The following is a 13256-nucleotide window of genomic DNA, read 5'->3' on the forward strand; positions in this document are numbered from 1 at the left end:
GGTGCCGCCCTGATCCCCGGGTGTCCGTGCCACCTGCCACAATTGCCGCGCAACCTCAGCGGAGAAGGCGGTACGGGATCGTGACGACACCCGGGTCCAACGGGTCCATCAGCGCAGTGTCCATCGAAGGCAGGATCGCCGAGGAACTCGGCGTACGGGAGCGGCAGGTCAGGGCCGCCGTGGAACTGCTCGACGGCGGTTCTACGGTGCCCTTCATCGCCCGCTACCGCAAGGAAGCGACCGAGATGCTCGACGATGCGCAGCTGCGCACCCTCGAGGAGCGGCTGCGCTATCTGCGGGAGCTGGAGGAGCGGCGGACGGCGATCCTGGAGTCGGTGCGCGAGCAGGGCAAGCTCACCGAGGAGCTTCAGGCGAGCATCCGGGGCGCCGAGACGAAGGCGCGCCTGGAGGACATCTACCTCCCGTACAAGCCCAAGCGGCGCACCAAGGCGCAGATCGCCCGCGAGGCGGGCCTCGAGCCGCTGGCGGACGGGCTGCTCGGCGATCCTTCCGTCGAGCCCCTCGCCGCGGCCGCCGCGTTCGTCGACGCCGACAAGGGCGTGGCCGATCCGCAGGCCGCCCTGGACGGCGCCCGGGCCATCCTCACCGAGCGGTTCTCGGAGGACGCCGACCTGATCGGCGAGCTGCGCGAGCGCATGTGGGTGCGCGGGCGGCTCGCCGCCAAGGTCCGGGAGGGCAAGGAGGAGGCGGGCGCGAAGTTCGCCGACTACTTCGACTGCGCCGAGCCGTTCACGGAGCTGCCCTCGCACCGGGTCCTCGCGATGCTGCGCGGCGAGAAGGAGGAGGTCCTCGACCTCGTCCTGGAGCCCGAGGAGGCCACGGACGGTCCCTCCTCGTACGAGGGGATCATCGCGCACAAGTTCGGGATCGCCGACCGGGGCCGCCCCGGCGACAAGTGGCTGAAGGACACGGTCCGCTGGGCCTGGCGCACTCGCGTCCTCGTCCATCTCGGCATCGACCTGCGGCTGCGGCTGCGTACGGCCGCCGAGGACGAGGCGGTGCGGGTCTTCGCCGCGAACCTGCGCGACCTGCTGCTCGCCGCCCCGGCGGGCACCCGCGCGACACTGGGCCTCGACCCCGGCTTCCGCACGGGTGTGAAGGTCGCCGTGGTCGACGCGACCGGCAAGGTCGTCGCCACGGACGTCATCCACCCGCACGTCCCGGCCAACCGGTGGGACGAGGCCATCGCCAAGCTGGCCCGGCTCGCGAAGGAGCACGCGGTCGAACTGATCGCGATCGGCAACGGCACCGCCTCCCGCGAGACCGACAAGCTCGCCGGTGAACTGATCGCCCAGCACCCGGAGCTGAACCTCACGAAGGTGATGGTGTCGGAAGCCGGCGCGTCCGTGTACTCGGCGTCCGCCTTCGCCTCGCAGGAGCTGCCCGACATGGACGTGTCGCTGCGCGGCGCCGTGTCGATCGCCCGCCGGCTCCAGGACCCGCTGGCCGAGCTGGTGAAGATCGACCCGAAGTCGATCGGCGTCGGCCAGTACCAGCACGACCTGTCCGAGGTGAAGCTGTCGCGTTCGCTGGACGCGGTGGTGGAGGACTGTGTGAACGGTGTGGGCGTGGACGTCAACACGGCCTCGGCGCCGCTGCTCGCCCGGGTCTCCGGCATCACCTCCGGACTCGCCGAGAACATCGTGGCGCACCGCGACCAGAACGGGCCGTTCAAGGCCCGCGGTGAGCTGAAGAAGGTGGCACGGCTCGGCCCGAAGGCGTACGAGCAGTGCGCGGGCTTCCTGCGGATCCGCGGCGGCGACGATCCGCTGGACGCGTCGAGCGTGCACCCGGAGGCGTATCCGGTGGTCCGGCGCATGGTGAAGACCGCCGGACAGGAGGTCGCCTCGCTCATCGGCAACACCGGGGTGCTGCGCTCGCTGAAGCCTCACGACTTCGTGGACGAGATGTTCGGTCTGCCGACGGTCACCGACATTCTGAAGGAACTGGAGAAGCCCGGCCGCGACCCGCGGCCGGCCTTCAGGACCGCCGCCTTCAAGGACGGCGTGGAGAAGATCTCCGACCTGTCGTCCGGGATGGTCCTGGAGGGCGTCGTGACGAACGTCGCCGCGTTCGGGGCGTTCGTGGACATCGGTGTCCACCAGGACGGTCTGGTTCATGTGTCCGCGATGTCGAAGACGTTCGTGAAGGACCCGCGCGACGTGGTCAAGCCCGGCGACATCGTGAAGGTGAAGGTCCTCGACGTCGACATCCCGCGCAAGCGGATCTCGCTGACACTGCGGCTGGACGACGAGGCGGCCTCCCGGCAGGACGCCGGTCCCGGCGAGCGCCGGCAGCGCGGCGGGCGTCCGCCGCAGCAGCGGCAGGGCGGTGGCCGTGGGGGCCAGGGCGGCGGTCGCGGTGGCCAGGGCGGCGGTCGCGGCGGTCAGCAGCGGCAGGCTCCGCCGCCGGCCAACAGCGCGATGGCCGACGCGTTGCGTCGGGCGGGTCTGGCCGATCCGAAGAACGGGCGCCGCTGACGGCTGCGGAGGGGCGGCCGGGGGGAGGTGCCGGTCCGTCCTCGCCGGGCGCGCCCGCGCGACGGTAGCCGCACGCCCCGCACCCCTGGCAGGGGAGTTCGACGTCCCGGCGCTCCCCTGCCGGTGCCTGGAGTGAGGGCATGGCCGCCGTCGTCCGGCACGGGCGCCACCGGACGCCCGGCGAGCGGGACTTCCTGATGGCCTGGATGTCGGGTGCGGGACCTGACCGTGGGCCGTCACGGCAGACGTGCACGCATCCGGTCCGCCCCCGTGCCGGGCCCCGGCGAACAGCCGCCCGCGCCCGGCGAGGGCGAACCCGCGTGCCGACGCGTCCGCTGCTCCTCCCGCGATGTCCACAGCGACCCGGAGTGCGACGAGGACGGGTCCGTCCGCGACCGGCCGGGCGCCTGACAGTCTGTCAGCGCTCGGTCACCTTGCCGTCCGCCACCTCCAGGCGGCGGGTGACGTGCACGGCGTCCAGCATGCGGCGGTCGTGGGTGACCAGCAGGAGGGTGCCCTCATAGGCATCGAGGGCGGACTCCAGCTGCTCGATGGCCGGCAGGTCGAGGTGATTGGTCGGCTCGTCGAGGACGAGGAGATTGACGCCCCGGCCCTGGAGCAGCGCCAGGGCGGCCCGGGTGCGCTCGCCCGGGGAGAGGCTTCCCGCGGGCCGCAGGACGTGGTCCCTCTTGAGACCGAACTTGGCCAGCAGCGTGCGGATCTCGACCGGTTCGGTGTCCGGGACGGCCGCGCGGAAGGCGTCGAGCAGGGCCTCCTCACCGTGGAACAGCTTGCGGGCCTGGTCGACCTCGCCGAGCAGGACGCCCGAACCGAGCGCGGCGTGCCCGGCGTCCAGCGGGACCCGGCCGAGGAGGGCGGCGAGCAGCGTGGACTTGCCGGCGCCGTTCGCGCCCGTCACCGCCACCCGGTCCGCCCAGTCGATCTGCAGGGAGACGGGGCCGAGGACGAAACCGCCGCGGCGCACCTCGGCGTCCCGCAGGGTCGCGACGACAGCGCCCGAGCGCGGGGCCGACGCGATCTCCATGCGCAGCTCCCACTCCTTGCGGGGCTCCTCGACGACCTCCAGACGCTCGATCATGCGCTGGGTCTGGCGGGCCTTCGCGGCCTGCTTCTCGCTGGCCTCGCTGCGGAACTTGCGGCCGATCTTGTCGTTGTCGTTGCCCGCCTTGCGGCGCGCGTTCTTCACGCCCTTGTCCATCCAGGAACGCTGCGTCTGGGCGCGGTCCTGGAGGGCCGTCTTCTTGTCCGCGTACTCCTCGAACTCGTCGCGGGCGTGCCGGCGGGCGACCTCCCGCTCCTCCAGATAGGCCTCGTAGCCACCGCCGAAGAGATTGATCTGCTGCTGGGCGAGGTCGAGTTCAAGGACCTTGGTGACGGTTCGGGCGAGGAACTCGCGGTCGTGGCTGACGACCACGGTCCCGGCGCGCAGGCCGCCGACGAAGCGTTCCAGGCGCTCCAGGCCGTCCAGGTCCAGGTCGTTGGTCGGCTCGTCGAGGAGGAAGACGTCGTAGCGGGACAGCAGCAGGGAGGCGAGACCGGCGCGGGCGGCCTGACCGCCGGACAGGGACGTCATCGGCTGCTCCAGGTCGACCGCGAGACCGAGGGAGTCGGCGACCTCTTCGGCGCGTTCGTCGAGGTCGGCGCCGCCCAGGCCGAGCCAGCGCTCCAGGCTCGTGGCGTAGGCGTCGTCGGCGCCGGGTGCCCCGTCGACCAGGGCCTGGGTCGCCTCGTCCATGGCCCGCTGGGCCTCGGCGACACCGGTGCGGCGGGCGAGGAAGGCCCGTACGGTCTCGCCCGGCCGGCGGTCGGGCTCCTGCGGGAGGTGTCCGACGGTGGCCGTCGGCGGGGACAGGCGCAGATCGCCCTGCTCGGGTGCGGTGAGTCCGGCGAGCATCCTGAGCAGCGTGGACTTGCCCGCGCCGTTGGCCCCGACCAGGCCGATCACATCGCCGGGCGCGACGACGAGGTCGAGGCCGGTGAACAGGGAGCGGTCGCCGTGGCCGGCGGCGAGGTTCTTGGCGACGAGAGTGGCAGTCATCAGAGCGCCGATCCTAACGGCCGGGCGCTCAGGGGTGCACGGCCGTCACCAGGACGCTTCCGGAGGTGCGCGCCACGACGAACGCCTGGCCCCTGACCGCTTTGGCGTCGAGGGCGACGCGGTGGCGGCCCGGGGGGAGGACGCCGTCGAAGATCTCGTGGGTGTGGGTGCGGGAGAGCCGGTCGAGGCGGTAGGCGGTGAGGGTGACGCGGCAGGCGGAGGTGACCTCGAGGTCCGCCCCGGCGTCGGAGGCGGTGAGGCCGGTGAGGCGGCGCAGTGCGACGGGGCTGCGGTCCAGGGCGTGTTCGATCTGGGCGACGAGGAGCGGGACGATCGGGGCGAGGCCGTCGACGTGGGCGGCCGTGGCCCCGGCGTTGTCGAAGGCGCGCCGGACGGCGGCACGTTCCCGCTCGCCCGCCGCGTGGCCGAAGGCGACGGCGCCGTAACCGCGCAGTTCGTCGGGAGACACACGGTGGGCGTCCTGGGTGATGTCGGCGCCGACGCCGATGGTGCGCAGGGCCGCGGCGAGCTTGGCGAGGGCGGCGACGCGGGCGCCGATCAGCAGGACGCGGCGCCTGGGGTGGGGCCCGGAGCCGTTGAGCAGGGCGCCGAGCGCCGTCCGGTACTCGGCGCCGCGGAAGCGGAACGGGCCGATGCCGTGGTAGCCGTTGCGCTCCAGGTCGGCGTGTTCGCCGGTCTGCCAGGCGAAGTCCTGCCAGACGAAGTCCTCGCCGTCGCTCCGGATGACCGCGGTGACGGCACCGCAGGCCAGGTCCTCGCACTCGGGGCAGCCGTAGACGACGTACCGGCCGCCCGGTAACGGGGCCGCGCTCTCCAGGAGCAGGCTGCGGACCTGCGCGGTGAAGATCGCGGGTGGGACGTCGGAGGCGAGCGGGGAGACCGCGTCGAGGTCGGAGAGCTGGAACAGCAGGGGGCGTTCGTCGACGATGAAGTCCACGAAGTCCCGGTGAACCTGGTAACCGCCGTCGTTGAGGACTCCCCCGGCCCGCATCGCGGGTGCCAGGCCGAAGGTCGCGTACTCGGCACACATACGGTGAGTATCCCCATACTTCGGGTGATGTGAGCACGGCATGACAGGTTCCGCTACGGTCCGGGTATGCGGAGCGAGGCGAGTGGCGAGATCGTGGTGGTCGGCGGCGGGGTGGCGGGGCTGACGACCGCGCTGGTTCTCGCGGAGCAGGGCCGGCGGGTACGGGTGTGGACGCGGGACGCCGTCGAGGCGACCACCTCAGCCGTTGCGGGCGCGCTGTGGTGGCCGTACCGGATCGAGCCGGTCGCGACGGCACGCGTGTGGGCGCTGCGGTCGCTGGAGGTGTACGAGGAGTTGGCGGCGCGGCCCGAGCACACCGGCGTACGCATGGTCGAAGGGGTACAGGGCGAGACCCGTCTCGACGAGGCCGAGGGGTGGCTGGCGGGGCGGGTGCCGGGGCTGCGGGCGGCCACGGCCCGGGAGTACGCGGGGACGGGTGTCCGGGCTCGGCTGCCGCTGATCGACATGCCGGCTCATCTGCCGTGGCTGCGGGAGCGGTTGGTGGCGGCGGGCGGGGTGGTCGAGACGCGTACGGTGTCCGCCTTCGCGGAGGTGGACGCGCCGGTCGTGGTCAACTGCACGGGACTCGCCGCGCGCGAGCTCGTGCCGGATCCCTCCGTACGGCCCGTGCGCGGGCAGCTGGTCGTCGTGGAGAACCCGGGGATCGACACCTGGCTGGTCTCCACCGACGCGGCCGGGGAGCACACCTACCTGTTCCCGCAGCCGGACGGGCTCGTCCTCGGCGGGACGTCCGAGGAGGGCGCGTGGTCGCTGGAGCCCGACCCCGCGACGGCCGAGGCGATCGTCCGCCGCTGTGCGGTCCTGCGGCCGGAGATCGCGGGGGCCCGTGTGCTGGAGCACCGGGTCGGGCTGCGACCCACCCGGCCGGCGGTCCGCCTGGAGCGCGAGGCCCTGCCGGACGGCCGGCTCCTGGTGCACAACTACGGCCACGGCGGCGCGGGCGTCACCGTGGCCTGGGGGTGTGCGCGGGAGGCGGCCCGGCTGGTCTCCGGCTGACGGGGCACGTGCCCCGTCCCTACCGCGAGAACGGCTGGCCGCCGCCCGGATCACGCGGACGTTCGGCGGCGCGACCCGGGCCGCGGAACGCGAAGGCGGAGGCGGCCCGGACCTCTGATCCCCGGGCCGCCCCCGCCGTACGGATCAGTGCTTGCCGATCGGGTCTCCCTCGATGTCCGGGCCGCGGCCCGGGCCGACCCGGAACTCGAACTCGCCGTCGTACTTCTTGTGGCCCGCCATGACGGCCATCTCGACGGCCTCCGAGCCCATCTGCTCACGCACGATCAGCGGATCGCGGCGAAGGTCGCGCATGAGGGCGACGCACATGAAGATCATCACGATGACGAACGGCGCCGCCGCGAGGATCGTGAGGTTCTGCAGACCGGTCAGCGCGTCGCCCTGGCCGCTGCCGACCAGGAGCATGATCGCCGCCACCGCACCGGTGACCACGCCCCAGAACACCACCACGAACCGGCCCGGTTCGAGCGCGCCCTTCTGGGACAGGGTGCCCATGACGATCGAGGCCGCGTCGGCGCCCGAGACGAAGAAGATACCGACGAGGACCATCACGAGCAGGCTCGTGACCGTGGCGACGGGGAACTGCTGGAGCACGCCGAAGAGCTGGCCCTCCGGGGTCGCCTCCTTGCCGAGCCGCCCGTCCCCCTGCATCCTCATCGCCGAGCCACCGAAGATCGCGAACCAGATCAGGCTGACCGTGCTGGGAACGAGGATGACACCGCCGACGAACTGGCGGATCGTGCGGCCCCGGCTGATACGGGCGATGAACATGCCGACGAACGGCGTCCAGGAGATCCACCAGGCCCAGTAGAAGACCGTCCAGCTGCTCAGCCAGTCGGCGACGCCCTCGCCGCCGCTCGCCTCGGTCCGGCCGGCCAGCTGGGGCAGGTCGCCGAGGTAGGCGAAGACGGACGTGGGCAGCAGGTCCAGGACGATGATGGTCGGGCCGGCCACGAACACGAACAGGGCGAGCACCAGCGCCAGCACCATGTTGGTGTTGGACAGCCACTGGATGCCCTTCTCCACACCGGAGATCGCGGACGCGACGAAGGCCAGGGTCAGCACCGCGATGATCGTGACGAGCAGCCCGGTGCTCACCTCGTCCATCCACTTCAGCTCCTGCACACCGGAGCCGATCTGGAGCGCGCCGAGCCCCAGGGAGGCGGCGGAGCCGAAGACGGTCGCGATGATCGCGAGGATGTCGATGGCCCGGCCGACGCCGCCGTTGGCGTTCTTCTTGCCGATCAGCGGGGTGAAGACGGCGCTGATGGTCTGCCGGCGCCGCCTGCGGAAGGTGCTGTAGGCGATGGCGAGGCCCACCACCGCGTAGATCGCCCAGGGGTGGAGCGTCCAGTGGAACAGGGTGGTGGCCATGGCCGTCTCCATGCGCTCGCCGGAGTCGGCCGGGTCGGACCCCGGCGGGGGCGTGCCGTAGTGCGACAGCGGCTCGCTCACGCCGTAGAACATCAGGCCGATGCCCATGCCCGCGCTGAACATCATCGCGACCCAGGACACCGTGCGGAACTCGGGCTCCTCGCCCTCCGCACCGAGGTGGATACGGCCGTAGCGGCTGATCGCGATCCAGAGGGCGAAGACCACGAAGCCCGAGGCGGCGAGCATGAACGCCCAGCCGCCGTTGTGCATCAGCCCGCCGAGCATGCTGGTGGAGACGTCTTCGAGCGAGTCGGTCGCCACCGCGCCCCAGACCACGAAGGCGAGGGTGAGCACCGCCGTGACGCCGAACACGATGCGGTCGGTCTGCGGCCGGTCCTGACCGGGCAGGCCCGCTTCCGATCCCGGCAGCGCGGCTCCTCCCGGGGAGTCCTTGTCGGTCGGTCGTTCTTGCGTCACAGGCGGCACCTTTCATCGGGACAGCTGGCGAGGACGTAGGCCCTCCGTAGACGCTGCTACCACGTATGGCGGAATTTCACCCCTCTCAGCATGCGGTTTCGGATGAACCTCCGGTCAGGTGGTACTCGGCCCGGTCGTCGAGCAGCAGCGGCACCAGTGCCCGCAGGGGTTGCCGCAGGGGGACGAGCACGCCCTCGGCGTCCCGGCGCACGCGCACCCCGTGCAGTGCGAGTTCGTCGCCCACCTCGGCGTACTGGGCGGCGGTGAGGCGGTAGCCGCAGGGCGGGTTCTCGATGATGTCGGCCGGGTCGGGCGGGTCGTTGTCGGCGCCGCCGACGTAGACCGGGCCGGTGGCGGCGTGGCCCGCGAGCCGGGCCCTGTCCGTCGCTGCCGCGAGGCGGTCGCGACGCTGGTCGGCATAGCGGAACAGACCCCTGAGGGCGTCGAGTTGGGAGATGACGCGGCGACGGTTGTTCAGGGCTTCGTCCGCCTTCTCGGCCTCGGTGAGCGGGTCCACGCGGCTCTCGATGAGCAGCCCGACGGAGTGCTTCACCCCGGACATGTTGCGCAGGATGCGCTCCTGTCCGTCCCCGGCGACCTGTTCGACCGGCTCACCGGTCTCCGGGTCGGTCCAGATGCCGTAGGTGCCCGTGGAGTGACCCGCCCGCTGGGCGGCGGGGCGGACGTACGCCTCGGAGAGGGTCCGCGCCTCGCCGTGGACCGCCTCGTGGGTGTTGAGGTTGCGCGGCCACAGGTCGAAGAGGTCCTTGTCGTAGAACCGGGGTGTGGCGCCGTATTCGTGCAGGTCGTAGACGATGTCGGGGCGCTGGTCGCGGATGACGGCGGCCAGGGCGCGGGCCTCGGCGGTCTTCAGGGCGAGGTGGTCGCGGTTGATGTCGAGGCCGTCGCTGTTGCCGCGGGTGTCGGCCGCCCGGCCGTCCGGGTTGGCGGTGGGCACGACCAGGACGGTGGTGTGGTCCAGGAAGTGCCGGGTGCGGCTGTCGCGGGCGTGGGCGAGGTCGCGGACGGTGGTCAGGCAGGCCTCGCGGCCGGAGGGTTCGTCGCCGTGCTGGCTGCAGACGAGCAGCACCTTGTCCGGGCTCGGGCGGTTGCCGATCCGCAGCAGGTGGAGCGGGCGGTCCTGCTTCGTCGTTCCGACGCGGGTCATGGAGACGCGGCCACTGGACCGGTCGACGGCCCTGAGGAAGTCCTGTTCCTCGGACTGGGTGGTCCAGCGGACGCCGTTCGACTGCTCGAACCCGGTGCGGGGCGCCGTGCCGGGGGCCGCGTGGGCCGGTGCGGCGACCAGGGAGGCCGCGAGGGCCGCGGTGGTCACGATCAGCGCCCGGACGCGGGTGGTGTTCCGGGTCACCGGCTCGCCTCCGGGACCCGGTGCGTGGTGCGCGGCTCCCCTACGCCGTCCAGGACGGTGGCGTCGGGGGTGGCGGACGCGGCGCCCGTGGTGGCGCGGACGAAGGCGGTGGCTCCGCCGACGAAGGGGACGCGCGCCGAGGTGCGGGAGAGGTCGAGTGTGAGGGTCGGCTTGTCGGAGGGAGGGTCGATGAGTCCCTGATCGGTGCCGGCGACGACGAGTGCCAGGCGGTGGCCCTTCGGGACGACGTGATCGGTCGCCGCGAGGTCGAGGGTGATGCTGTACCGCTTGCCCGGGGTGAGCGGGGCGCCCTTGAGGTCCGAGGCGTGGTTGCCGAGGTCCGCCCAGCCGCGGCTGACGACCGTGTAGTCGACGGCGGCGGTCTTCGCCTCGGTCTCCTTGAAGCAGGGGCTGTCGGCGGTGGTGCTCGCGCCCCAGCAGGTGCGGTCCGTGAGGGTGGTGATGCCTTCGCCGGGATCGGCGTAGTCGCGGATGGTCGCCGGGCCGATGTCCACGAGGACGGCGGAGAGGTGGGCCGTCGGGGTGCTGGGGGTCGCGGTGACGGTGACCTCGGAGGAGCCGGACAGGCGCAGGTCGCGGGTGAGCGGCCCGGTGACGAAACCGGCCTTCTCCGGTGTCGGCCGGTCGATCCGCGCGGCCCAGTCGATCTCGCTCCGCGCCGGGTCGTCGGTGAAGTTCTCGGTGCCGTGGCCGCGGTGCAGGCCGAGGGTGCCGACGCCGGGCGTGGTGCCCCGGTCGGGGCGCAGGGTGGTGGCCCGGGTGCCGCTCGGCGGCCAGAGCGCGGAGGTCGTCCACTGGTCGGGGGCGCGCTCGATGTCGGCCATGGGCTCGCGGTCGATGCCGTTGTCGTAGCCCATGAGTTCGTGGTCGAACCAGCGGTGCAGCGTCTTGACCCACTCCGCGCGCCGGAAATCGAAGGGGTCGACGTGGCCGGTCTGCGACAGCCAGATCTTGCGGTCGACGCCGTTCTTCGCGAGGGCGTCCCACCACTGGCCGACGTGCTTCATGCGGACGTTGAGGTCCTGCATGCCGTGGACCAGGAAGACGCTGGCCTTCACCTTGCGCGCGGCCTTCACGTAGTCGCGCTCGCTCCACAGCGGGGTCCGGTCGCCGGTGCGCGGGGCCCCGTCGACGAGCTCGCGCTGGACGGCGTCGCACTGGGCGCGGGCGTCGGGGCTGTTGACGTAGTCCGACAGCCACTCGGGGCCGGAGTCGTAGAGGGGGGCGCCCTGCTGGAAGTAGTAGTCGTACCAGGAGGAGATGGCGCTGATCGGGACGATGGTCTTCAGGCCCTTGACGCCGGTCGCGGCGACGCCGTTGGCGATGGTGCCGTCCCAGCTCTTGCCGATCATGCCGGTGCGGCCGTTGGTCCAGCCCGCCTGGGCGCGGGTGGTGCCGGTGCGGCTCGTGTAGGCCTTGGCGCGGCCGTTCAGCCAGTCGACGACCGCTTTCGCCGACTGGATGTCGGAGCGGCCTCCGACGTCGACGCAGCCGTCGGAGCGATTCGTCCCGGCCAGGTCCACGCCGACGAAGGCGTAGCCACGCGGGACGAAGTAGTTGTCGTAGTACAGCGGCATCCGGGCGATACGGCCCTGTGCGTCGTACGTCTTCTTCTGGCTCTCGTTGCCCCGCCCGCAGCAGGAGTAGTACGGGCTGGCGTCCATGATGACGGGGGCCTTGCGGCCCTGCCGGGCGGTTTCGCGGGGGCGGACGATGTCGACGGCGACCCGGTCGGTCCTTCCGTCCCGGTCGCCGTCGAGTCCGGTGTCCACCCAGACGGCCTCGCGGATGGCGTTCCCGTACGAGTACACGGGTTCGCTCCCACGGGGGGCGGCCTGTGCGGCCGCCGGGGTGAGCAGGGTGGCCAAGAGGGCGGCGGTGGCCGCCGTCGCGAGCGGTCTCCAGGTCGTGAAGCGCGTGCGTTTCGGCATGCGCCGGACGCTACATCGGTGAACTCCCGTTCAGAAGAGGGCAGCTGACGGTCCGGCGTGTCCGGGACGAGCCTTTGGGGCGGGTGTCTACCGCGGTGCGGGTAGGCGGGCGGTGTCAGCGGTTCCGGCGTTCGGCGGTTCCCGCGGCTCGGCGGTTCCCGCGGCTCGGCGGTTCCCGCGGCTCGGCGCGCTGCCGCAGACGGCCGGTCCGCTCGACGGGTCACGGGCCCGCTCGCGTGAACAGCCCGAACGGACAGGGCGTTCAGCTTGTGGAGGTGCGTACGGCTGGGGCGGTGCGGGTGTGCGTACTGCGGCCCCGGCCGACGCGCCGGGTGGCGCGGCGCCCCTCACCCGGGGAGCCGGGGCGAGGGCTTGGCGGTGCGCCCTGGCACCAGGTCTGCCGTGCCCGGGCATCGCACGCGCGGGCGCGCTTCCTTCCTCCCTTGGACCTCCCCTCGGACTACGGTGGGTCCGTGCGCCGGGCCCGTCGGTCCGGCGGCGTTGTCGGGCTGACCGAGGAGCCGGGCGTGCGGGATGTGGGGATCGTCGAGGCACCCTCCGTGCTCGGGCTGCGTCCGACCGGGGTGGAGGAGCTGCCGGGCGCGCTGCTCGGGGCCGGGCTGGCCGAAGGGCTCGGGGCCACGCGGGCGGGGCGGGTGGAACCGCCGCCGTACGACCCCGAGCGGGATCCGGAAACCGGGCTGCTGAACGCGGGCGGCATCGCCGCGTACTCCGTGGCGCTGGCCGACGCCGCGGGCGAGGTCCTCGCCCAGGGGCGGTTCCCCGTCGTGCTCGGCGGCGACTGCAGTGTGCTGCTCGGCACCCTGCTCGCGCTGCGCCGCCGTGACCGGCACGGTCTGCTCTTCCTCGACGGGCACAGCGACTTCTACCAGCCCTCGGCGGAGCCGGCCGACGAGGTGGCCTCCATGGAACTCGCCCTGGCCACCGGGCGCGGCCCGCGCGTGCTGGCCGACCTGGAGGGCCGGGGCCCGCTCGTGCGGGACGAGGACGTCGTCGCCCTGGGGTTCCGGGACGCGGAGGAGTCCGCGGCGTACGGGATGCAACCGCTGCCGTCCGGGCTGCACGCGATGGAGCTGGACATCGTGCGCGCCCTGGGGGCGGCCGAGGCGGCCCGGCGCGCCGTCCGGCTGCTGACCGGGGACGGGGCGGGGGCGGGGTACTGGGTCCATCTCGACGTCGACGTGCTGGACGACGCGATCATGCCCGCCGTCGACTACCGGCAGCCGGACGGTCTGACCTGGCAGGAACTGGAGACGGTACTGCGTACGGCCTTGTCCGGCGGCGGTGCCGTCGGCCTGACCGTCGCGATCTTCAACCCCCGGCTGGACCCCGGCGGCACCCTCGCGCGGGCCCTCCGCGACTGCCTGGTGCGGGCCTTCGACAGCCAGGGCTGAGCCGACCGGTCCCTCGACTC

The 13256-nt window shown here is 72.7% G+C and carries 8 protein-coding genes; 3 read left to right on the forward strand and 5 right to left on the reverse strand.

Features of this window, described 5'->3' with window-relative positions; translation table 11 throughout:
* The first annotated feature begins 80 nt into the window (after nt 1-80).
* Nucleotides 81-2501 (forward strand): Tex family protein, encoded by a 2421-nt coding sequence (locus tag QNO09_RS04970; protein WP_283968794.1) that lies wholly within the window; start codon nt 81-83, stop codon nt 2499-2501.
* 418 nt (nt 2502-2919) lie between these two features.
* Here QNO09_RS04970 and QNO09_RS04975 read toward each other — a convergent pair whose 3' ends face one another.
* On the reverse strand, nt 2920-4560 hold the full coding sequence (locus tag QNO09_RS04975; RefSeq protein ID WP_283968795.1) for an ABC-F family ATP-binding cassette domain-containing protein: 1641 nt from the start codon (nt 4558-4560) through the stop codon (nt 2920-2922).
* Nucleotides 4561-4588: 28 nt separating this feature from the next.
* Complete coding sequence (locus QNO09_RS04980; RefSeq protein ID WP_283968796.1) at nt 4589-5611, reverse strand: oxidoreductase; 1023 nt, start codon at nt 5609-5611, stop codon at nt 4589-4591.
* A 66-nt stretch (nt 5612-5677) separates the two neighbouring features.
* Here QNO09_RS04980 and QNO09_RS04985 point away from each other — a divergent pair, with 66 nt between their 5' ends.
* Nucleotides 5678-6628, forward strand: a complete 951-nt coding sequence (locus QNO09_RS04985; RefSeq protein WP_283968797.1) for an NAD(P)/FAD-dependent oxidoreductase — start codon at nt 5678-5680, stop codon at nt 6626-6628.
* A 144-nt stretch (nt 6629-6772) separates the two neighbouring features.
* Here QNO09_RS04985 and QNO09_RS04990 read toward each other — a convergent pair whose 3' ends face one another.
* The 3 genes from QNO09_RS04990 to QNO09_RS05000 all read right to left on the reverse strand — a co-directional run bounded on the left by QNO09_RS04990 (nt 6773) and on the right by QNO09_RS05000 (nt 11821).
* Nucleotides 6773-8497, reverse strand: coding sequence for a BCCT family transporter (locus QNO09_RS04990; protein ID WP_283968798.1), 1725 nt, complete (start codon nt 8495-8497; stop codon nt 6773-6775).
* 85 nt (nt 8498-8582) lie between these two features.
* Nucleotides 8583-9869 carry a M14 family metallopeptidase gene (locus tag QNO09_RS04995; protein ID WP_283968799.1) on the reverse strand — a complete coding sequence of 429 codons (1287 nt, stop codon included), beginning with the start codon at nt 9867-9869 and terminating at the stop codon, nt 8583-8585.
* Nucleotides 9866-11821, reverse strand: a complete 1956-nt coding sequence (locus QNO09_RS05000; RefSeq protein WP_283968800.1) for a Xaa-Pro dipeptidyl-peptidase — start codon at nt 11819-11821, stop codon at nt 9866-9868. The genes QNO09_RS04995 and QNO09_RS05000 overlap by 4 nt, the downstream gene beginning before the upstream one ends.
* Nucleotides 11822-12348: 527 nt before the next feature.
* On the opposite strand from QNO09_RS05000, the gene QNO09_RS05005 reads away from it, so the two are divergent.
* Nucleotides 12349-13236 (forward strand): arginase family protein, encoded by an 888-nt coding sequence (locus QNO09_RS05005; RefSeq protein WP_283968801.1) that lies wholly within the window; start codon nt 12349-12351, stop codon nt 13234-13236.
* The last annotated feature ends 20 nt before the right edge of the window (nt 13237-13256 follow it).

The sequence above is a fragment of the Streptomyces sp. 378 genome (genome assembly GCF_030124145.1).
GTDB lineage: Bacteria > Actinomycetota > Actinomycetes > Streptomycetales > Streptomycetaceae > Streptomyces.

Coding starts and splice junctions, on each gene's coding strand:
- QNO09_RS05000 (WP_283968800.1), bottom strand. CDS start 11,821: ATGCCGAAACGCACGCGCTTCACGACCTGGAGACCGCTCGCGACGGCG.
- QNO09_RS04980 (WP_283968796.1), bottom strand. CDS start 5,611: ATGTGTGCCGAGTACGCGACCTTCGGCCTGGCACCCGCGATGCGGGCC.
- QNO09_RS04975 (WP_283968795.1), bottom strand. CDS start 4,560: ATGACTGCCACTCTCGTCGCCAAGAACCTCGCCGCCGGCCACGGCGAC.
- QNO09_RS04985 (WP_283968797.1), top strand. CDS start 5,678: ATGCGGAGCGAGGCGAGTGGCGAGATCGTGGTGGTCGGCGGCGGGGTG.